31 protein-coding genes are annotated in these 17,282 nt (G+C 37.5%); 2 read left to right on the top strand and 29 right to left on the bottom strand.

Going from position 1 to position 17,282, the window contains the following annotated elements:
* The first annotated feature begins 58 nt into the window (after window positions 1-58).
* Window positions 59-496 carry a hypothetical protein gene (locus tag B7E04_RS05940; RefSeq protein WP_080777794.1) on the top strand — a complete coding sequence of 146 codons (438 nt, stop codon included), beginning with the start codon at window positions 59-61 and terminating at the stop codon, window positions 494-496.
* A 166-nt stretch (window positions 497-662) separates the two neighbouring features.
* Here the strand turns inward: B7E04_RS05940 and rplQ are convergent, their stop codons facing one another.
* The 29 genes from rplQ to B7E04_RS05795 all read right to left on the bottom strand — a co-directional run bounded on the left by rplQ (window position 663) and on the right by B7E04_RS05795 (window position 15,562).
* Window positions 663-1,190, bottom strand: coding sequence for a 50S ribosomal protein L17 (gene rplQ / locus B7E04_RS05935; protein ID WP_080777793.1), 528 nt, complete (start codon window positions 1,188-1,190; stop codon window positions 663-665).
* A gap of 6 nt (window positions 1,191-1,196) precedes the next feature.
* The gene (locus B7E04_RS05930; protein ID WP_040993543.1) at window positions 1,197-2,192 is read right to left on the bottom strand and encodes a DNA-directed RNA polymerase subunit alpha; all 996 of its coding nucleotides are present in this window, start codon (window positions 2,190-2,192) and stop codon (window positions 1,197-1,199) included.
* 33 nt (window positions 2,193-2,225) lie between these two features.
* On the bottom strand, window positions 2,226-2,834 hold the full coding sequence (gene rpsD / locus B7E04_RS05925) for a 30S ribosomal protein S4 (RefSeq protein WP_080777792.1): 609 nt from the start codon (window positions 2,832-2,834) through the stop codon (window positions 2,226-2,228).
* Between the two features lie 19 nt (window positions 2,835-2,853).
* Window positions 2,854-3,243 (bottom strand): 30S ribosomal protein S11, encoded by a 390-nt coding sequence (rpsK, locus tag B7E04_RS05920; RefSeq protein WP_040993541.1) that lies wholly within the window; start codon window positions 3,241-3,243, stop codon window positions 2,854-2,856.
* Window positions 3,244-3,255: 12 nt separating this feature from the next.
* Entirely contained in the window at window positions 3,256-3,633 is a 378-nt protein-coding gene (rpsM, locus tag B7E04_RS05915) for a 30S ribosomal protein S13 (protein WP_002983260.1), read from the bottom strand.
* A gap of 9 nt (window positions 3,634-3,642) precedes the next feature.
* Window positions 3,643-3,759, bottom strand: a complete 117-nt coding sequence (gene rpmJ, locus B7E04_RS05910) for a 50S ribosomal protein L36 (RefSeq protein ID WP_007839480.1) — start codon at window positions 3,757-3,759, stop codon at window positions 3,643-3,645.
* 62 nt (window positions 3,760-3,821) lie between these two features.
* A complete protein-coding gene (gene infA, locus B7E04_RS05905; protein ID WP_034684855.1) occupies window positions 3,822-4,037 on the bottom strand; it encodes a translation initiation factor IF-1 in 216 nt (71 codons plus the stop codon).
* A gap of 3 nt (window positions 4,038-4,040) precedes the next feature.
* On the bottom strand, window positions 4,041-5,420 hold the full coding sequence (gene secY, locus B7E04_RS05900) for a preprotein translocase subunit SecY (RefSeq protein ID WP_034725974.1): 1,380 nt from the start codon (window positions 5,418-5,420) through the stop codon (window positions 4,041-4,043).
* 9 nt (window positions 5,421-5,429) lie between these two features.
* Entirely contained in the window at window positions 5,430-5,879 is a 450-nt protein-coding gene (gene rplO, locus B7E04_RS05895; protein ID WP_080777791.1) for a 50S ribosomal protein L15, read from the bottom strand.
* Between the two features lie 96 nt (window positions 5,880-5,975).
* Window positions 5,976-6,152, bottom strand: a complete 177-nt coding sequence (gene rpmD, locus B7E04_RS05890; RefSeq protein ID WP_007839493.1) for a 50S ribosomal protein L30 — start codon at window positions 6,150-6,152, stop codon at window positions 5,976-5,978.
* Window positions 6,153-6,162: 10 nt separating this feature from the next.
* Window positions 6,163-6,684, bottom strand: coding sequence for a 30S ribosomal protein S5 (gene rpsE, locus B7E04_RS05885; protein ID WP_062650899.1), 522 nt, complete (start codon window positions 6,682-6,684; stop codon window positions 6,163-6,165).
* A gap of 20 nt (window positions 6,685-6,704) precedes the next feature.
* On the bottom strand, window positions 6,705-7,058 hold the full coding sequence (gene rplR, locus B7E04_RS05880) for a 50S ribosomal protein L18 (RefSeq protein WP_047454305.1): 354 nt from the start codon (window positions 7,056-7,058) through the stop codon (window positions 6,705-6,707).
* Window positions 7,059-7,073: 15 nt separating this feature from the next.
* The gene (gene rplF, locus B7E04_RS05875) at window positions 7,074-7,619 is read right to left on the bottom strand and encodes a 50S ribosomal protein L6 (protein WP_080777790.1); all 546 of its coding nucleotides are present in this window, start codon (window positions 7,617-7,619) and stop codon (window positions 7,074-7,076) included.
* A gap of 17 nt (window positions 7,620-7,636) precedes the next feature.
* On the bottom strand, window positions 7,637-8,035 hold the full coding sequence (rpsH, locus tag B7E04_RS05870; protein WP_080777789.1) for a 30S ribosomal protein S8: 399 nt from the start codon (window positions 8,033-8,035) through the stop codon (window positions 7,637-7,639).
* A 144-nt stretch (window positions 8,036-8,179) separates the two neighbouring features.
* Window positions 8,180-8,449, bottom strand: a complete 270-nt coding sequence (gene rpsN, locus B7E04_RS05865; protein ID WP_047376574.1) for a 30S ribosomal protein S14 — start codon at window positions 8,447-8,449, stop codon at window positions 8,180-8,182.
* A gap of 3 nt (window positions 8,450-8,452) precedes the next feature.
* Window positions 8,453-9,004: a 50S ribosomal protein L5 gene (gene rplE / locus B7E04_RS05860; RefSeq protein WP_080777788.1), complete on the bottom strand. Its 552-nt coding sequence runs from the start codon at window positions 9,002-9,004 to the stop codon at window positions 8,453-8,455.
* Between the two features lie 13 nt (window positions 9,005-9,017).
* A complete protein-coding gene (rplX, locus tag B7E04_RS05855) occupies window positions 9,018-9,344 on the bottom strand; it encodes a 50S ribosomal protein L24 (protein ID WP_062650905.1) in 327 nt (108 codons plus the stop codon).
* A 22-nt stretch (window positions 9,345-9,366) separates the two neighbouring features.
* A complete protein-coding gene (gene rplN, locus B7E04_RS05850; protein ID WP_007839504.1) occupies window positions 9,367-9,735 on the bottom strand; it encodes a 50S ribosomal protein L14 in 369 nt (122 codons plus the stop codon).
* A 2-nt stretch (window positions 9,736-9,737) separates the two neighbouring features.
* Window positions 9,738-9,995 carry a 30S ribosomal protein S17 gene (gene rpsQ, locus B7E04_RS05845; protein ID WP_053073319.1) on the bottom strand — a complete coding sequence of 86 codons (258 nt, stop codon included), beginning with the start codon at window positions 9,993-9,995 and terminating at the stop codon, window positions 9,738-9,740.
* Between the two features lie 11 nt (window positions 9,996-10,006).
* Window positions 10,007-10,195, bottom strand: coding sequence for a 50S ribosomal protein L29 (gene rpmC / locus B7E04_RS05840; RefSeq protein WP_062650907.1), 189 nt, complete (start codon window positions 10,193-10,195; stop codon window positions 10,007-10,009).
* An 11-nt stretch (window positions 10,196-10,206) separates the two neighbouring features.
* Window positions 10,207-10,632, bottom strand: coding sequence for a 50S ribosomal protein L16 (gene rplP / locus B7E04_RS05835; protein WP_040993531.1), 426 nt, complete (start codon window positions 10,630-10,632; stop codon window positions 10,207-10,209).
* Window positions 10,633-10,729: 97 nt separating this feature from the next.
* Window positions 10,730-11,476: a 30S ribosomal protein S3 gene (rpsC, locus tag B7E04_RS05830; RefSeq protein ID WP_080777787.1), complete on the bottom strand. Its 747-nt coding sequence runs from the start codon at window positions 11,474-11,476 to the stop codon at window positions 10,730-10,732.
* Window positions 11,477-11,483: 7 nt separating this feature from the next.
* Entirely contained in the window at window positions 11,484-11,882 is a 399-nt protein-coding gene (gene rplV / locus B7E04_RS05825) for a 50S ribosomal protein L22 (protein WP_048501143.1), read from the bottom strand.
* Window positions 11,883-11,884: 2 nt separating this feature from the next.
* Complete coding sequence (gene rpsS / locus B7E04_RS05820) at window positions 11,885-12,163, bottom strand: 30S ribosomal protein S19 (RefSeq protein WP_002983209.1); 279 nt, start codon at window positions 12,161-12,163, stop codon at window positions 11,885-11,887.
* A 2-nt stretch (window positions 12,164-12,165) separates the two neighbouring features.
* Window positions 12,166-12,987 (bottom strand): 50S ribosomal protein L2, encoded by an 822-nt coding sequence (rplB, locus tag B7E04_RS05815; protein WP_080777786.1) that lies wholly within the window; start codon window positions 12,985-12,987, stop codon window positions 12,166-12,168.
* A 22-nt stretch (window positions 12,988-13,009) separates the two neighbouring features.
* A complete protein-coding gene (gene rplW, locus B7E04_RS05810) occupies window positions 13,010-13,300 on the bottom strand; it encodes a 50S ribosomal protein L23 (RefSeq protein WP_042720941.1) in 291 nt (96 codons plus the stop codon).
* A 3-nt stretch (window positions 13,301-13,303) separates the two neighbouring features.
* Window positions 13,304-13,933, bottom strand: coding sequence for a 50S ribosomal protein L4 (gene rplD / locus B7E04_RS05805; protein WP_080777785.1), 630 nt, complete (start codon window positions 13,931-13,933; stop codon window positions 13,304-13,306).
* On the bottom strand, window positions 13,924-14,550 hold the full coding sequence (rplC, locus tag B7E04_RS05800; RefSeq protein WP_062650915.1) for a 50S ribosomal protein L3: 627 nt from the start codon (window positions 14,548-14,550) through the stop codon (window positions 13,924-13,926). Before rplC ends, rplD begins: the two co-directional genes overlap by 10 nt.
* A gap of 247 nt (window positions 14,551-14,797) precedes the next feature.
* On the bottom strand, window positions 14,798-15,562 hold the full coding sequence (locus tag B7E04_RS05795; protein ID WP_080777784.1) for a DeoR/GlpR family DNA-binding transcription regulator: 765 nt from the start codon (window positions 15,560-15,562) through the stop codon (window positions 14,798-14,800).
* Between the two features lie 117 nt (window positions 15,563-15,679).
* Between B7E04_RS05795 and B7E04_RS05790 the strand changes: the two genes are divergently transcribed.
* The gene (locus B7E04_RS05790) at window positions 15,680-17,275 is read left to right on the top strand and encodes a glycerol-3-phosphate dehydrogenase/oxidase (protein WP_080777783.1); all 1,596 of its coding nucleotides are present in this window, start codon (window positions 15,680-15,682) and stop codon (window positions 17,273-17,275) included.
* The last annotated feature ends 7 nt before the right edge of the window (window positions 17,276-17,282 follow it).

Genomic DNA, 17,282 nt, shown 5'->3' with positions numbered 1-17,282 from the left:
ATGATTTTTGTAAAATTAAAGAATAAAAAATCAAGCTCAATATTAAACTTAAAAGATCATGAAAAAAAGTATCATCGTACTGAATGCCCTACTTGCCATAACAGTAATCAGCTGTAAAAAATCGGGTGAAAGCGGAAATAAAAGTATCCTCAAAACGGACAGTTCGGAAACACTTATCACAGATACCAACGGAAAAGTGGATTCTATGACCCAAAGTTCATCCACCATTGAAGTGAACGGAAAAAGGGTAGAAAAAACGGATTTTGTTTATAAAGCTACAGACGGATCGCTGGTTAAGGTGGTATTTAAGAATGACCCTAACGAAAGTACTGTAGCGATTACCAGCAACAAAAAGACTTTTACGCTTCCGAAAACAGAAACGAAAGACGGTGAAACCATTTACAAAAAAGAGGACATGACGGCAAGGGTAAAAGGAGACAGCCTGCATCTTGAACAGGGGAATAATGTGATTGAACTGAAGAGAACGAAAATTTAGGGGATATTCGGTTTTAAAGTGGATAGTGAAGAGTGAATTAGTGAATTGTCAATAGGGTGAATGATACAATACCTGTTCATCTTTAGGTATAGCTATTCATCAATCTTACCAACAATAAAAAAGCCATCCGGATCCGGATGGCTTTTCATTTATATCTGAATGAATACTATTCTTCAGTTTTCTCTTCAGCAGAGTCAGCTGCTTCAGCCTTATGCTCTTCAACTTTCTCTTCTGCTTTTGGAGCTTCAGCTACTACAGCTTCAGCCTTTTTAGCAGTTGTAGATCTTCTGCTTCTTCTTGTAGCTTTTTTCTCCTCTGCATTCGGGTTGTAAAGCTCGTTGAAATCTACCAATTCGATAAGAGCAGTATCAGCAGCATCACCTGGTCTGAATCCTGTTTTGATGATTCTTGTATAACCACCGTTTCTTTCAGCGATTTTCGGAGCTACAGTTCTGAATAATTCAGCAACCGCAAATTTATTTTGAAGGTAAGAGAATACTACTCTTCTGTTGTGTGTAGTATCTTCTTTTGCTTTTGTTAATAGAGGCTCAACATATACTCTTAAAGCTTTAGCTTTAGCTACAGTAGTGTTGATTCTTTTATGCTCAATTAGAGAACAAGCCATATTAGAAAGTAAAGCACTTCTGTGAGAAGCTGTTCTTCCTAAGTGATTGAATTTTTTACCGTGTCTCATTATTAATTATTTATCAGCGTCTAACTTATATTTTGCAACGTCGAAACCGAAGTTAAGACCTTTTGAATGCACTAATTCTTCTAGTTCTGTCAAAGATTTTTTACCAAAATTTCTGAATTTCATCAAATCAGACTTACTGTAAGAAACCAATTCTCCAAGAGTTTCTACTTCAGCTGCTTTCAGACAGTTAAGGGCTCTTACGGAAAGATCCATATCTGCTAATTTAGACTTAAGAAGTTGTCTTGTGTGAAGTGTTTCTTCATCGTACTGGATAGATGCTTTTACGGCCTCCGTTTCAAGGGTGATTCTCTCATCAGAGAATAACATGAAGTGATAAATTAATATCTTGGAAGCTTCAGTTAAAGCATTCTGAGGGCTGATGGAGCCATCAGTTTCTATATCTAGTACAAGTTTTTCGTAGTCTGTTTTTTGCTCTACACGATAATTTTCAATGCTGTATTGTACTTTCTTGATTGGCGTGAAAATAGAGTCAATGGCAATAGTACCTACGGGTGCATTGTTTGACTTATTCTGTTCTGAAGGAACATATCCTCTACCTTTTTCAATGTTGAAAGTAATTTCGAAAGTTACATCACTGTTTAGGTTGCAGATCAAAAGATCCGGGTTCAATACCTCAAATCCGTTGATAGACTTTCCTAAATCACCAGCAGTAATAACCGTCTGACCCGAAACTTTAGCAACTACCTGCTCGTTGGCCTGGCCTTCTGCTGAAGCTTTTAATCTTACCTGCTTAAGGTTAAGAATAATTTCGGTAACATCTTCGATTACTCCTGGAATAGTTGAAAATTCGTGCTCTACACCTTCTATTTTGATAGATGAAATAGCGTATCCTTCCAGAGAAGAAAGCAACACTCTTCTCAAAGCATTACCGATTGTAAGCCCGAAACCTGGTTCTAGAGGTCTGAATTCGAATTGACCTTTAAATTCATCAGAGTTAAGTAAAATTACTTTATCGGGTTTTATGAATTGTAAAATTGCCATATTATTGGGTTGAGCAAAAATTTGATTAAAAAATTATTTAGAGTAAAGTTCGACGATAAGCTGTTCCTTGATGTCCTCCGGAATCTGGATTCTTTCAGGAGCAGAAACGAAAGTACCTTCTTTCTTCTCATCGTTGAATTGTAACCACTCATAGTTTGCTTTAGAAGCTAATGCATCAGAAACAACTTCAAGAGACTTAGACTTTTCTCTTACAGCGATTACATCACCTGCTTTTACTAAATAAGAAGGGATGTTAAGGATCTCCCCATTCACAGTGATGTGTCTGTGAGAAGTTAACTGTCTTGCAGCAGATCTTGTTTTAGCAAAACCTAATCTGTATACTACGTTATCCAATCTTGATTCACAAAGCTGTAATAGAACTTCACCTGTTACACCTTTACTTCTGTGTGCTTTTTCGAATAGGTTAGCAAACTGTCTTTCTAAAATACCATAAGTATATTTAGCTTTTTGCTTTTCAGCTAACTGAATTGCGTATTCTGATTTTTTAGCACCTCTTCTTTTGTTAGGACCGTGTTGTCCTGGCGGTTGGTTTTTTCTTTTCTCGAAGTTTTTATCATCTCCGTAGATTGCAGCACCAAACTTTCTAGCAATCTTAGTTTTAGGTCCAATATATCTTGCCATAATGGGTAAATTCTAAAAATTAAACTCTTCTTCTTTTTGGTGGTCTACAACCGTTGTGTGGCATAGGCGTCACATCAACGATTTCGCTAACTTCAATTCCTGAATTGTGGATAGTTCTGATAGCAGATTCTCTACCTGCACCAGGACCTTTCACATACACCTTTACTCTTCTTAAACCAGCTTCGTGAGCTACAGCAGAGCAATTTTCAGCTGCCATTTGAGCAGCAAATGGAGTATTCTTTTTAGAACCTCTGAAACCCATTTTACCGGCAGATGCCCAAGAGATAACTTCTCCGTTTTTATTTGTTAAAGAAATGATGATGTTATTGAAAGAAGCCTGAATATGCGCTTCACCAATAGCTTCAACTTTTACTTTTCTTTTTTTAACTACTTTAGTTTGTTTTGCCATAATTCCTAACGATTATTTACTTGCCTTTTTCTTGTTAGCAACAGTTTTTCTCTTTCCTTTACGGGTTCTAGAGTTGTTTTTCGTTCTCTGGCCTCTTAAAGGTAGTCCTAGTCTGTGACGTATTCCTCGTTGGCATCCTATGTCCATCAATCTCTTGATGTTCAATTGCACTTCAGATCTTAATTCTCCTTCTACTTTTACGTTTTCAGAGATATATGTTCTGATTGCAGCCAATTCATCGTCATTCCATTCGTTGACTTTCTTGTCTTCGCTGATACCGGCAGCTTTAAGGATTTCGGAAGAAGTACTTCTTCCAACTCCGTAGATGTAAGTTAAACCGATAACACCTCTTTTGTTTTTTGGTAAATCAATACCTGCAATTCTCGCCATAATTTAATGTTAGCCTTGTCTTTGTTTAAATTTTGGGTTCTTTTTGTTGATTACAAACAGTACACCTTTTCTGCGTACAATCTTGCAATCAGCGCTTCTTTTTTTAATTGATGCTCTAACTTTCATTTTGATAGTATTTATTTTTCAACAAGAGCCAAATGGAACTTACATTCCATTTGGCGTTTGTTTTAATATCTAAATGTAATTCTCCCTTTCGTTAAATCATAGGGAGACATTTCTAGTTTTACCTTGTCTCCAGGTAAAAGTTTAATATAATGCATTCTCATTTTACCGGAAATATGAGCAATAAGTATATGCCCATTCTCCAGCTCTACACGGAACTGGGCGTTCGAAAGTGCTTCCGTGATAACGCCGTCTTGTTCAATATGTTTTTGTTTTGCCATAAATTAATATCCAGTCGTTCTTGACAATTTAGACTGCATTAAGCCATCATAGTGATGGTTCAGCAGATATGTGTTAATCTGTTGAACGGTATCTAAAATTACACCCACCATAATTAATAGTGATGTTCCCCCGAAAAATAGGGCAAACGCGTCTGTCTGAACAAAGCTTCCATGCACTATTGCCGGAAGGACTGCAAAGATAGACAAAAATATTGCACCTGGCAAGGTAATTTTTGATAAAATATCATCTAAATAGTCAGCTGTTTCTTTACCGGGTCTTACTTTCGGTACTAAACCTCCATTTCTCTTCAAATCATCAGCCATTTGGTTTACCGGAATTGTAATTGCAGTATAGAAGAATGAGAAGATAATAATTAATAGCGCGAACAATACATTGTACTGCCAGCTAAAAACATTCTTGAAACCTGCAAGAAAAGTATTGGACTCATCGAACTTCGTTAATAATCCTGGTACGAACATCAGTGCCTGGGCAAAGATAATCGGCATTACACCAGCAGCATTCACTTTCAATGGGATCCACTGTCTTGCTCCCTGCATAAGATTTCTGTTTACACCTCCTCTTGCTTGAGCTCTGCTTACATACTGAATCGGGATTTTTCTGACAGCAACAGATAAAACTACTGCTAAAAGAACTACCAGCATCCAGAATATTACTTCAATAAGGATCATGATAGATCCCATTCCTCCTTTTCCGTTCTGCACGGCCATTTCCTGTACGAATGCTTCAGGTAATCTTGAAAGGATCCCCACCATAATAAGGATAGAGATACCGTTCCCGATACCTTTGTCGGTGATTTTCTCACCCAACCACATTGCGAATACTGAACCGGCAACCAAAATAACGATACTTGGTAACCAGAACATAATGGAATTCGGCTCTACATAGTATGCAGAAGAGAACTGAGCATATGGTAGGAATAATTGAGTAATAGAAGTTAAGTAAGAAGGCGCCTGTACCAGACACACCCCTATCGTTAACCATCTTGTAATTTGGTTCAATGTATTTCTACCTGACTCTCCATCCTTCTGAAGTTTCTGAAGATAAGGAATAGCCATCCCCATCAACTGAACAATAATAGAAGCAGAAATATAAGGCATGATTCCCAACGCCATTACGGAAGCGTGGCTGAAAGCTCCCCCCGTAAACGACGAAAGCAAGCCAAGGAGACCTGCTCCTTGCTTGTTACCGCCTTGATTTTTATAATGCTCTAAGAGATCTCCCACTTCTGCAAGGTTAATTGCGGGAAGCGAGATATAAGATGCGAATCTATACACAAGGATAATACCTAACGTAAAGAGAATTTTATCTCTTAATTCCTTTAGGCTCCAAATATTCTTAAGGGTTTGTATAAATTCTTTCATTAGTAAGTATTATAAGGTAATTGCTTTTCCACCTGCTTTAGCAATAAGCTCTTCAGCAGATTTAGTGAACTTGTCAGCAGAGATTGAAACCGCAGATTTCAATTCTCCTCTACCCATAATTTTCACTAATTCGTTTTTAGAAACTACACCGTTTTCTACTAAAACTTCTTTCGTAATATCTCCGGTGATGGATTTGTTCTCGATTAAAGTCTGGATAGTATCAAGGTTTACGCCTCTAAACTTTTTTCTGTTTACGTTTTTGAAACCGAATTTAGGTAATCTTCTTTGTAAAGGCATCTGTCCACCTTCGAAACCGATTTTCTGAGAATAACCGGCTCTTGCTTTCTGACCTTTGTGACCTTTCGTAGCAGTACCTCCTTTTCCTGTACCTTGTCCTCTACCAATTCTTTTAGAGTTGAAAGTAGAACCTGCAGCAGGTTTTATGTTGTTTAAATTCATTTTTTATTGATTTAAAGATTAAATAATTTAAAGATTAAAAAAATTCCCGCTAAGATAGAAAGAATCTTTTAATCTTTTAATCTTTGAATTTTTTAATTATTTCTGAACTTCAAGTAAATGACTAACTGCAGCTATCATTCCTAAGATAGAAGGAGTAGCTTCATGTTCTACAACTTGGTGAAGTTTCTTAAATCCTAATGCTTCAAGCGTTCTCTTTTGGGTTTTTGTTCTTCCAATAGCGCTTCTTACTTGCTTTACTTTGATTGTTGCCATTGTTCTAATATTAACCGTTAAACACTTTAGTTAGAGAAACTCCTCTCATTCTTGCAACTTCTTCAGGTCTTCTGATATCCAATAACGCTTTGAAAGTAGCTTTCACCACGTTGTGAGGGTTAGAAGATCCTTTAGATTTTGAAAGGATGTCATGGATACCAGCAGATTCCAATACCGCTCTTACCGCACCACCAGCGATAAGCCCTGTACCGTGAGAAGCAGGTCTAAGGAAGATATCTGCTCCACCGTATCTTGCAGTAGTCTGGTGAGGAATGGTGTGGTTCATTACAGGAACTTTCACAAGGTTTTTCTTAGCATCTTCAACAGCTTTCGCGATTGCAGAAGCAACTTCTTTAGATTTTCCAAGACCGTGACCGATTACTCCGTCTTCGTTACCTACTACTACGATAGCAGAAAATCCGAAAGCTCTACCTCCTTTGGTTACTTTTGTTACTCTGTTAACAGCTACGAGACGATCTTTTAATTCTAATCCTCCCGGTTTTACTCTTTCTATATTATCTAGTCCTAACATATTTTCCGAAATTTTTATGATTAGAATTTAAGTCCACCTTCTCTCGCTCCATCAGCTAAAGCTTTCACTCTACCGTGGTATACGAATCCGTTTCTGTCAAATACAATACTTTCAATTCCTGCAGCGATAGCTTTAGCAGCAATAGCTTTACCAACAGCAGCAGAAACTTCTGTCTTGGTACCGTTAGCATCTACACCCTTCTCTCTTGAAGAAGCCGAGGCTAAAGTTGTACCATTTTTATCATCGATTAACTGAGCGTAAATTTCCTTATTACTTTTGTATACAGATAATCTTGGCAATTCAGAAGAACCGGAGATTTTTCCTCTCACTCTTCTTTTGATTCTTATTCTTTTTTCTAATTTACTTAATGCCATAATACTTATAATTTATTAAGCAGATTTACCAGCTTTACGTCTAACAATTTCTCCTACGAATCTTACCCCTTTTCCTTTGTATGGTTCAGGCTTTCTGAAAGAACGGATCTTTGCAGCTACCATTCCTAGAAGTTGGTTGTCGTGAGACGTTAAAGTAATAATTGGGTTTTTACCTTTTTCAGTCAATGTATCTACTTTTACTTCAGCTGGAAGTTCCAGTACAATACCGTGAGAGAATCCTAAAGCCAACTCAAGTTTCTGACCTGCGTGTGAAGCTCTGTATCCTACCCCTACTAGTTCCAGTTTCTTTTCGAAACCTGTATTAACACCAACAATCATGTTGTTGATCAACGCTCTGTATAAACCGTGAAGCGCTTTGTGTTGTTTAGAATCAGATGGTCTGTTTACGTTCAGTTCTCCATCTTTCTGTTCTAAAGTAATTCCTGCTGTAAGTTCCTGAGAAAGTTCTCCTTTAGGTCCTTTTACAGTTACAACACTGTTATTTTCAGTAATTGTAACTCCAGCTGGAATTGTTATAATTGCTTTACCAATTCTTGACATTTTCCTCTGATTAAAAATTAATAAACATAGCAGATTACTTCACCGCCTACTTTTTCTTCTCTAGCTTTCTTGTCAGTCATTACTCCTTTAGAAGTAGAGATAACAGCTATACCCAAACCGTTCAGTACTCTTGGAAGTTCGTCAGAACCTTTGTACTGTCTTAAACCTGGTCTAGAAGCTCTCTGGATAGATTTAATAGCCGGTTTGCTGGTTTGCTTGTCATACTTTAAAGCGATTTTGATCGTTCCCTGAACAGCGCTATCTTCAAACTTGTAGTTTAAGATATACCCCTGATCAAATAAGATCTTAGTAATCTCCTTTTTGATTTTCGATGCAGGAATTTCCACCACTTTGTGGCCTGCGCTTTGTGCGTTCCTTACTCTTGTTAGGAAATCTGAAATTGGATCTGTTACCATTTTTCTTTTATAAATTATTGGTTAAAGAACAATCAGTATTGCAAAGACTTGAAGAGTAAAATATCAGACTTCAGAGATTCTTAGGTCTGATATTTTTATCTTTAGTATCTGAACAACTTAATTGTCCCGATTAATTTGTAATGATTACCAACTGGCTTTTCTTACACCTGGGATAAGACCGTTGTTTGCCATTTCTCTGAAAGTTACTCTGGAAATACCAAACGTTCTCATGTATCCTCTTGGTCTTCCTGTTAGTTTACATCTGTTGTGTAATCTTACAGGAGAAGCATTTTTAGGTAATTTCTGAAGACCTTCATAATCACCAGCTTCTTTTAAAGCTTTTCTTTTGTCAGCGTATTTAGCAACTAGTGCTTCTCTTTTGCGCTCACGCGCTTTCATTGATTCTTTAGCCATTTCTTAGTTCTTTTTAAATGGTAAACCGAAGTGAGTTAATAATGCTTTCGCTTCTTTATCTGTTTTCGCAGTTGTTACGAAAGTGATGTCCATCCCCTGGATTTTTTTCACTTTGTCAATTACGATTTCAGGGAAGATAATCTGCTCAGTAATACCTAAGTTGTAATTACCTCTACCATCGAACCCATCTGCTTTGATACCAGAGAAATCTCTGATACGTGGTAAAGCAGAAGAAGTAAGTCTGTCTAAGAATTCATACATTTTATGAGCTCTCAATGTTACTTTAGCTCCTACTGGCATACCTTTTCTCAATTTGAAAGCCGCTTCGTCTTTCTTAGAGATGGTACCTACAGCTTTCTGGCCGGTAATCATTGTTAATTCTTCTACAGCGTAATCAATGATTTTCTTGTCTGCAGTGGCATCACCTAATCCTTGGGACAGGATGATTTTTTCTAATCTAGGTACTTGCATTACTGATTTGTACCCAAATTCTTCCATCATTGCAGGAACAATTTTCTCTTTGTATGTATTTTTGGGTCTTGCTATAAATTCCATGTGTTAATTCAAATTATAAAGTTTCACCCGTTTTCTTGTTGATTCTTACTTTCTTATCTCCTTCGATTTTGTAACCGATTTTGATTGCTTTTCCGTCTTTACCAACTAAAGCTACGTTTGAGATATGAATAGAAGCTTCTTTTTCAGTGATTCCCCCCTGAGGGTTAGAAGCTGAAGGCTTAACGTGTTTTTTAACGATGTTAAGACCTGCAACGATCACTCTAGGATCTCTTCCTTCTTTCTTGATCACTTCAATAACTTCACCGGTACTACCTTTAAGACCTTTCTTACCTGTAGTTACGATTACGTTATCTCCTCTTTTTATTTTTAACTTTGACATTTTCTTTTAAAAATTTTAAAAATTAAAGTACTTCAGGAGCTAATGAAATGATTTTCATATATTCTTTGTCTCTCAACTCACGAGCAACCGGTCCGAAAACACGTGTTCCTCTCATTTCTCCCGCTGCGTTTAGCAATACACAAGCATTGTCTTCGAATTTGATGTATGAACCATCTTTTCTTCTAACCGCTTTTTTAGTTCTTACTACTACAGCTTTAGATACCTGACCTTTTTTAGCATTTCCTGATGGTGTAGAATCCTTGATAGTAACAACGATTTTATCACCAACTGAAGCATATCTTCTTCTGGTTCCTCCCAGAACTCTGATAACCAGTACTTCTTTTGCACCTGTGTTATCAGCAACTTTTAATCTTGATTCTGTTTGTAACATTATTACTTAGCTTTTTCAATGATTCTTACTAATCTCCATCTCTTGCTCTTGCTCAAAGGTCTAGTTTCCTGGATAAGAACTGTATCACCTTCTGTGCATTCGTTGTTCTCGTCGTGTGCAGTATATTTTTTCGTTTTTAATACGAATTTACCGTACATCGGGTGTTTCACTCTCGTAGTCTCACTTACAACAATGGTCTTTTCCATTTTATTGCTGGAAACTATTCCGATTCTTTCTTTTCTTAAGTTTCTTTCCATAATGTATGAAAATCTTATTGTTGTTTAGTGGTTAACTCAGTGTTTAATCTAGCGATTGTTCTTCTCAAATCTCTGATTTGGATCGGGTTTTCAATTGGGCTGATCTTGTGAGCCAATTTCAATTTTGAATATTGAGCTTTCAGTTCATCAAGTTTTGCCTGAATATCTCCCGCGCTTAAATTTTTAATATCAGCTTGTTTCATTGTATCAAAGATTATAGAGGTTTAACAAAATCGTTAGCAACTACGAATTTAGTAACTACCGGTAATTTCTGAGCTGCAAGTCTTAATGCTTCTTTCGCTACTTCGTAAGGAACACCTCCAACTTCGAACATAATTTTACCTGGTTTTACTACAGCTACCCAATATTCCACGGCACCTTTACCTTTACCCATCCTTACTTCGGCTGGCTTCTTGGTAATAGGCTTATCCGGGAAAATTTTGATCCATAGCTGACCTTCTCTCTTCATATATCTCGTCGCAGCGATACGGGCAGCTTCAATTTGTCTTGCAGTAATCCAAGCACCTTCTATAGCTTTGATTCCAAAAGTTCCGTAAGCCAGTTGATTACCTCTCTGAGCAATCCCCTTCATCTTCATCTTATGAACTCTACGGAATTTGGTTCTTTTTGGTTGTAACATAATTTCTAAATTTTAGATTTTAGATTTTAGATTTTAGATTTTTTTTATTTTAAAAAAGTAACGGTAATTTAAAATTCAAAATTTCTATCTAAAATTTTTAATTATTATTGTTATTATTGTTATTCTTTCTAGGTCTTCTGTTGTCTCTGTCTCCTCTGTTTCCGCCTCCTGAAGGACCTCCTTTTTTCTGTTGTCCCACTAGAGGAGCAAGTTCTCTTTTACCGTAAACTTCCCCTTTCATGATCCAAACTTTTACTCCCAATCTACCGTAAGTAGTGTGAGCTTCAGCCCAGTGATAATCGATATCAGCTCTGAAAGTAGACAATGGGATTCTTCCTTCTTTGAAAGATTCGCTTCTTGCCATTTCAGCACCGTTCAATCTACCTGAGATCTGAACTTTAATACCTTCAGCACCCATTCTCATTGTACTTGCCATCGCCATTTTAACAGCTCTTCTGTAAGAAATTCTGTTTTCAATCTGCTTAGAGATGCTGTCAGCTACCAATACTGCGTCAAGTTCAGGTCTTTTGATTTCGAAAATATTGATTTGAATATCCTTACCTGTAAGTTTCTTCAATTCTTCTTTCAATTTATCAACTTCCTGACCTCCTTTACCGATGATAAGTCCCGGTCTGGCAGTAGTGATTGTCACTGTTACTAATTTTAGTGTTCTTTCAATATAGATTTTTGAAATCCCACCTTTAGATAATCTAGCCTCAAGGTATCTTCTGATTTTGTAGTCTTCCGCGATTCTGTCTCCATAATCGTTTCCGCCAAACCAGTTAGAATCCCATCCTCTGATGATACCTAGTCTGTTACCAATTGGACTTGTCTTCTGTCCCATACCTTGATTAATTTTCTTTATTACCTAAGATTAATGTAACGTGGTTAGATCTTTTTCTGATTCTGTACCCTCTACCTTGCGGAGCTGGTCTTAGTCTCTTCAATTGTCTTGCACTATCCACGAAGATTTCTTTAATGATAAGGTTTGCTTCTTCAATATCAGCACCCTCATTTTTCACCTGCCAGTTTGCCATAGCAGAAAGAAGTAATTTCTCTAATTTGTTAGAGGCTTCTTTTTTAGAATATTTTAGGATATAAAGAGCTTTATCTACCTGCTCTCCTCTAATGATATCAGCAACTAATCTCATTTTTCTAGGAGATGATGGGCAGTCATTTAATGAAGCTTTTACAACGTCTTTGTTAGCTTCTTTTCTTGCGATTGCGCTATCTTGTTTTCTTGATCCCATGATTATCTGCTTCCTTTGTTTTTGTTACCACCATGACCTCTGAAAGATCTTGTTGGAGAAAATTCGCCTAACTTGTGACCTACCATGTTTTCTGTAACGTAAACCGGGATAAAAGATTTCCCGTTGTGTACAGCGATAGTTTGTCCTACGAAGTCCGGAGAGATCATCGATGCTCTAGACCAAGTTTTAATAACTGTCTTCTTACCAGACTCTATATTTGCCTGAACCTTCTTATCTAAAGTATGATGAATGAACGGTCCTTTTTTAAGTGATCTTGCCATAATTATTTTCTTTTAGATACGATGTAACGGTTAGACACTTTGTTTTTCTTTCTAGTTTTGTAACCTTTAGCCGGTTTACCGTTTCTAGATCTTGGGTGACCTCCTGAAGAACGTCCTTCACCACCTCCCATTGGGTGATCTACAGGGTTCATTACAACGGCTCTTGTTCTTGGTCTTCTACCTAACCATCTGCTTCTACCAGCCTTACCTGATACAGTTAACTGGTGATCGGAGTTAGAAACTGATCCAATCATTGCATAACATTCAGTAAGGATCATTCTTGATTCTCCTGAAGGCAATTTGATGATTGCGTATTTCCCGTCTCTTGAAGTTAATTGAGCTGAAGAACCAGCACTTCTTGCTAAAATAGCACCTTGGCCAGGCTTCATTTCAACACAAGAGATTACAGTACCCAATGGAATGTTTTTCAATTTCATTGCGTTACCTACGTTCGGTTCAACGCTTTCTCCTGAAACTACTTTCTGATCTACTTTGATACCGTTTGGAGCGATGATGTATCTCTTCTCTCCGTCTGCGTACTCTAATAAAGCGATAAATGCAGTTCTGTTTGGATCGTATTCTACAGTCTTAACGGTAGCTTCAACGTCATGCTTGTTTCTTTTGAAGTCGATAATTCTGTATTTCTTTTTGTGTCCACCTCCGGTGTAACGCATGGTCATTTTACCAGTTTGGTTACGTCCACCTGACTTACTAATACCAACGGTTAGAGATTTCTCCGGTTTGTTGGTAGTAATTTCCTCAAAATTGTTTACAATTCTGAATCTCTGTCCTGGGGTGATAGGTTTTAATTTTCTAACAGACATTACTATTATTTATAATTAATAATTAATTTACAGCAAAAATATCGATAACCTCACCTTCAGCAAGTTTGATTACCGCTTTTTTCAATTTGTTTGTCTTTCCTACTTGAAGACCTTTTTTAGTGTATTTTGAAGAAACCTTCGGAGCATAAATCATTGTGTTAACGTCTGCTACTTTTACACCGTAAGCTGCTTCAACAGCCTTTTTAATCTGGATTTTATTCGCTTTAGTATCTACTAAGAAAGAATAAGAACCTCTTAAATCTGTAAGGTAATTAGCCTTTTCTGAGATAACTGGTTTAATAATAATAGACATGATTTATTTCTTTAAATTTTCCTGGAATTTCTCGATAGCACCTTCTAAGAATACGATCTCACCTGCATTGATTAAGTCATAAGAGCTAATTTCGTTGTAAGTAAGAACTTTAGTCTTAGGTAAGTTTCTTGAAGATAAATAAACATTTTTGTTTGCTTCATCTAAGATGTAAAGAGATTTTTTACCTTCGAATCCTAAAGCGTTATTGATATTGATAAACTCTTTAGTTTTAGGAGTTTCGAAATTGAAAGCCTCTAATACTTTAATGCTGTTGTCTCTCATTTTTTGAGAAAGAACAGATTTTTTAGCCAATCTCTTAAGAGCTTTATTCAATTTGAATCTGTAATCTCTTGGCTTTGGTCCGAATACTCTACCTCCACCTCTGAAAGTTGGAGATTTGATATCCCCGTATCTTGCAGAACCAGATCCTTTTTGCTTCTTAAGTTTTTTAGTAGAAGCAGTAATTTCGCTTCTTTCTTTTGCTTTATGAGTCCCTTGTCTTTGTGCAGCAAGGTACTGTTTAACTTCTAAGTAAACCGCGTGCTGATTTGGCTCAATTCCGAATACTGTTTCGTCTAGAGTTACTTTTCTTCCGGTCTCTTTTCCTGATGTATTTAATACTACTAGTTCCATTTTCTGATAATTACATAAGAATTTTTAGCTCCCGGAACAGCACCTTTTACTACTAAAAGATTTTGTTCTTGATCCACTTTTAATACCTGAAGGTTTTGTACAGTTACCTGCTTACCTCCCATTCTACCCGCCATTCTCATTCCTTTGAATACTCTTGAAGGATCAGATCCAGCACCGATAGAACCTGGAGCTCTAAGTCTGTTGTGCTGACCATGAGTAGCTTGCATTACACCTCCAAAGCCGTGTCTTTTAACAACACCCTGGAAACCTTTACCTTTTGAAGTTCCTGTTACGTCAACAAATTCACCTTCAGCGAATAAATCAACTTTTACTTCTTCTCCTACTTTCACTTCATCAACGAATTCTCTGTAGAACTCTACCAATTTAGCTTTTGGAGCAGAACCAGCCTTTTTAAAATGGCCAGCTAACGCTTTACCTACGTTCTTTTCACTCTTGTCATCGAAACCTAATTGCACAGATTTGTATCCGTCTTTTTCTAAGGTTCTGACCTGTAAAACCGAGCATGGACCAGCCTGAATAACTGTACAAGGAATGTTTTTCCCTTCTTCGTTAAACAAAGACGTCATACCGATTTTTTTACCAATAATACCTGACATTGTTTATATTATAATAAAATTTATCTTTCTAATTCTGTATTTCAGGAGGTCTGAAGTAATTTCTACTTTTGATATAGGCATACTACGCCCCTAAAATGGAGTGTGCAAATTTATGAATATTTTTAGAACTGACAAATATTTCAGGTAAAATATTTTGATTTTTAATCAATTAGATGATTTTGAAAAAATCCGCACGGAATTTTCAGAGAAATTATTTTGAATTTTAAAAAATAAATAAGAAAGAATGCTATTTTACAATTACCGTAACCCCTCTTTCCTCCAGCAATGATTGATCTTCTTCACCAATACCGTTATCCGTAATCAGATAATCCACCTTGTCCAAAGGAGCAATTTTTCCAAAACCTTTTTTATTCAGCTTTGAGGAATCTCCGAGAATAACCACTTTCTCAGAACATTCTATCATAAGCTGATTCAGATGAGCCTCCGCCGCATTCGAGGTACTGATCCCGAAATCAACATCAATTCCATCTACTCCCAGAAAAAGCTTATTGCAGGAAAACTGCTTCAGAATCCCTTCAGAAATGGAACCAACTATCGAAGTTGAGCTCTTACGGACTTCCCCACCCAACTGTATAATATTAATGTTTGGATTATTGCAAAGCTCTATCGCAACCCTTAAAGAAGAGGTTAAAACCGTAAGCGGACCAAAGTTCACCAGCATCCTCGCCAGATAATGCATCGTAGTTCCTGAAGCCAGGATAATGCAGTCATTCTCCTGAATCAACTCTAAGGCTCCTTTGGCTATATTTTGCTTGGCTTCCACATTGATGTTTTCCTTTTCATCCACATTCCTTTCATAAGCATACCGGACATGTTTGCTCGCGCCCCCATGGTTCCGGAAAAGCAGCCCCAGACTTTCGAGATAGTTCAGATCCTTTCGGACCGTAACTGATGATACATTAAACTTCTCACACAGATCCTGTACAAGAACATGCCCTTTTTCATCCAGTTCCTTTAATATATCGTTATGCCTTGGTATTAACTTTTCCATTCTGATTCTTTCATCAAAAATACCATTTTTTTCCGAGACCGTTAAAATTTCATTTATTTTCTTTTTAGTTTCATTTTTAATTTATACATTTGAAAACGAAACATAAACGAAACATTTATGAAACGAAACGAAGAAATAAGTAAATTAACAAGCATTCAGGAATGGGACTTTATCGTGATTGGCGGTGGCGCCAGCGGTTTAGGATCAGCATTGGATGCAGCCAGCAGAGGATTTAAAACCCTTCTTCTGGAATCTCATGATTTTGCAAAAGCCACATCCAGCCGGAGCACCAAACTGGTACATGGCGGTGTAAGATACCTTGCACAGGGAGATGTAGGCCTTGTAAAAGAGGCACTGAAAGAAAGAGGCCTTCTTGCCCAAAACGCAGCTCATGTGGTAAAAAACCAGTCATTCATTATTCCTAACTACACCTGGTGGGGAGGAATCTATTATAAAATAGGATTATCTATCTATGATTTTCTTGCAGGGAAACTAAGCTTAGGGAAAACCAAATACATCAGCAAAGCCAAAACCGTTGAAAAGCTTCCAACCATTGAGCAGCATAACCTTGCCAGCGGAGTGGTGTACCAGGACGGGCAGTTTGATGATGCGAGATTAGCGGTCAACCTGACCCAGACCCTTATAGAAAAAGGAGGAAGTGCTGTTAATTATATGAAAGTAACCGGGCTTCTGAAAAATGATTCCGGAAAAATAAACGGTGTGAAAGCCGAAGACCAGTTCACCGGTCAGCAGTACGAGCTTCGAGCTAAAGCAGTGATCAATGCAACGGGTGTATTCACCAATGATATTCTGAATATGAATAATCCGAAACATGGAAAGTTTGTTGTTCCAAGTCAGGGTATTCATTTGGTTTTAGATAAATCATTCCTGAAAAGTGATGATGCCATCATGATCCCGAAAACTTCAGACGGAAGAGTTCTTTTTGTCGTCCCATGGCACGACAGGGCATTGGTAGGAACAACCGACACCCTTCTGGATACTCCGAGTTTTGAACCGCACGCTCTGGAATCTGAAATAAGTTTTGTTTTAAATACAGCAAGACAGTATTTAGCCAAGAAACCAACGCGGGAGGATGTAAAATCTATGTTCGCCGGACTGAGACCACTCGCCGCCCCAAAAGAAGGAGGCAAAAGCACCAAGGAAGTTTCCAGAAGCCATAAGGTTATTGCTTCCGATACCGGGCTGGTTTCTATCATCGGAGGAAAATGGACTACCTACCGTAAAATGGCCCAGGACACCATTGACAAAGCCGTAGAGATCCTGCACTTAAAAGGAGGCCCTTCACAAACGGAAAATATGTCTATTCACGGGAATATGAAAGCAGAACTGGTTGACCGTACCAGTCATTTGTACGTTTACGGATCAGATATTCCTGCCATAAAATCATTGCAGAGCAGCGATCCTCAATACGCACAGAAGATCCATCCGGATCATGCTTTCACTATTGCTGAAGCGGTTTGGGCCGTAAGATATGAAATGGCCGAAACCATCGAAGATATTCTTGCACGGAGAGTCCGTCTCTTATTTTTAGATGCAAGAGCCGCGATAGACAGTGCGCATACCATTGCACAGCTTATCGCCACAGAAAAAGAACATTCTCAGGAATGGGCCAATGAACAGGAAAAAGAATTTATTGAATTAGCAAAAGGATATTTGTTAACGCCTTACACTCCCAAAACCACTACTCATTAAAAAATTT

The sequence above is a fragment of the Chryseobacterium phocaeense genome, assembly GCF_900169075.1.
GTDB lineage: Bacteria > Bacteroidota > Bacteroidia > Flavobacteriales > Weeksellaceae > Chryseobacterium > Chryseobacterium phocaeense.
Note: the sequence above shows the minus strand (reverse complement) of the source record. Positions and strands in the feature narration are given on the sequence as shown.

What these genes read in the sequence shown, in the direction of transcription:
- B7E04_RS05940 (WP_080777794.1), top strand. Translation starts at nt 59, where the DNA reads ATGAAAAAAAGTATCATCGTACTGAATGCCCTACTTGCCATAACAGTA.
- rplQ (WP_080777793.1), bottom strand. Translation starts at nt 1,190, where the DNA reads ATGAGACACGGTAAAAAATTCAATCACTTAGGAAGAACAGCTTCTCAC.
- B7E04_RS05930 (WP_040993543.1), bottom strand. Translation starts at nt 2,192, where the DNA reads ATGGCAATTTTACAATTCATAAAACCCGATAAAGTAATTTTACTTAAC.
- rpsD (WP_080777792.1), bottom strand. Translation starts at nt 2,834, where the DNA reads ATGGCAAGATATATTGGACCTAAAACTAAGATTGCTAGAAAGTTTGGT.
- rpsK (WP_040993541.1), bottom strand. Translation starts at nt 3,243, where the DNA reads ATGGCAAAACAAACTAAAGTAGTTAAAAAAAGAAAAGTAAAAGTTGAA.
- rpsM (WP_002983260.1), bottom strand. Translation starts at nt 3,633, where the DNA reads ATGGCGAGAATTGCAGGTATTGATTTACCAAAAAACAAAAGAGGTGTT.
- rpmJ (WP_007839480.1), bottom strand. Translation starts at nt 3,759, where the DNA reads ATGAAAGTTAGAGCATCAATTAAAAAAAGAAGCGCTGATTGCAAGATT.
- infA (WP_034684855.1), bottom strand. Translation starts at nt 4,037, where the DNA reads ATGGCAAAACAAAAACATATTGAACAAGACGGCGTTATCACGGAAGCA.
- secY (WP_034725974.1), bottom strand. Translation starts at nt 5,420, where the DNA reads ATGAAAGAATTTATACAAACCCTTAAGAATATTTGGAGCCTAAAGGAA.
- rplO (WP_080777791.1), bottom strand. Translation starts at nt 5,879, where the DNA reads ATGAATTTAAACAACATAAAACCTGCTGCAGGTTCTACTTTCAACTCT.
- rpmD (WP_007839493.1), bottom strand. Translation starts at nt 6,152, where the DNA reads ATGGCAACAATCAAAGTAAAGCAAGTAAGAAGCGCTATTGGAAGAACA.
- rpsE (WP_062650899.1), bottom strand. Translation starts at nt 6,684, where the DNA reads ATGTTAGGACTAGATAATATAGAAAGAGTAAAACCGGGAGGATTAGAA.
- rplR (WP_047454305.1), bottom strand. Translation starts at nt 7,058, where the DNA reads ATGGCATTAAGTAAATTAGAAAAAAGAATAAGAATCAAAAGAAGAGTG.
- rplF (WP_080777790.1), bottom strand. Translation starts at nt 7,619, where the DNA reads ATGTCAAGAATTGGTAAAGCAATTATAACAATTCCAGCTGGAGTTACA.
- rpsH (WP_080777789.1), bottom strand. Translation starts at nt 8,035, where the DNA reads ATGGTAACAGATCCAATTTCAGATTTCCTAACAAGAGTAAGGAACGCA.
- rpsN (WP_047376574.1), bottom strand. Translation starts at nt 8,449, where the DNA reads ATGGCTAAAGAATCAATGAAAGCGCGTGAGCGCAAAAGAGAAGCACTA.
- rplE (WP_080777788.1), bottom strand. Translation starts at nt 9,004, where the DNA reads ATGGAATTTATAGCAAGACCCAAAAATACATACAAAGAGAAAATTGTT.
- rplX (WP_062650905.1), bottom strand. Translation starts at nt 9,344, where the DNA reads ATGTCAAAGTTAAAAATAAAAAGAGGAGATAACGTAATCGTAACTACA.
- rplN (WP_007839504.1), bottom strand. Translation starts at nt 9,735, where the DNA reads ATGTTACAAACAGAATCAAGATTAAAAGTTGCTGATAACACAGGTGCA.
- rpmC (WP_062650907.1), bottom strand. Translation starts at nt 10,195, where the DNA reads ATGAAACAAGCTGATATTAAAAATTTAAGCGCGGGAGATATTCAGGCA.
- rplP (WP_040993531.1), bottom strand. Translation starts at nt 10,632, where the DNA reads ATGTTACAACCAAAAAGAACCAAATTCCGTAGAGTTCATAAGATGAAG.
- rpsC (WP_080777787.1), bottom strand. Translation starts at nt 11,476, where the DNA reads ATGGGACAGAAGACAAGTCCAATTGGTAACAGACTAGGTATCATCAGA.
- rplV (WP_048501143.1), bottom strand. Translation starts at nt 11,882, where the DNA reads ATGGGATCAAGAAAACAAGATAGCGCAATCGCAAGAAAAGAAGCTAAC.
- rpsS (WP_002983209.1), bottom strand. Translation starts at nt 12,163, where the DNA reads ATGGCAAGATCACTTAAAAAAGGACCGTTCATTCATCATACTTTAGAT.
- rplB (WP_080777786.1), bottom strand. Translation starts at nt 12,987, where the DNA reads ATGTCTGTTAGAAAATTAAAACCTATCACCCCAGGACAGAGATTCAGA.
- rplW (WP_042720941.1), bottom strand. Translation starts at nt 13,300, where the DNA reads ATGTCTATTATTATTAAACCAGTTATCTCAGAAAAGGCTAATTACCTT.
- rplD (WP_080777785.1), bottom strand. Translation starts at nt 13,933, where the DNA reads ATGGAACTAGTAGTATTAAATACATCAGGAAAAGAGACCGGAAGAAAA.
- rplC (WP_062650915.1), bottom strand. Translation starts at nt 14,550, where the DNA reads ATGTCAGGTATTATTGGTAAAAAAATCGGTATGACGTCTTTGTTTAAC.
- B7E04_RS05795 (WP_080777784.1), bottom strand. Translation starts at nt 15,562, where the DNA reads ATGGAAAAGTTAATACCAAGGCATAACGATATATTAAAGGAACTGGAT.
- B7E04_RS05790 (WP_080777783.1), top strand. Translation starts at nt 15,680, where the DNA reads ATGAAACGAAACGAAGAAATAAGTAAATTAACAAGCATTCAGGAATGG.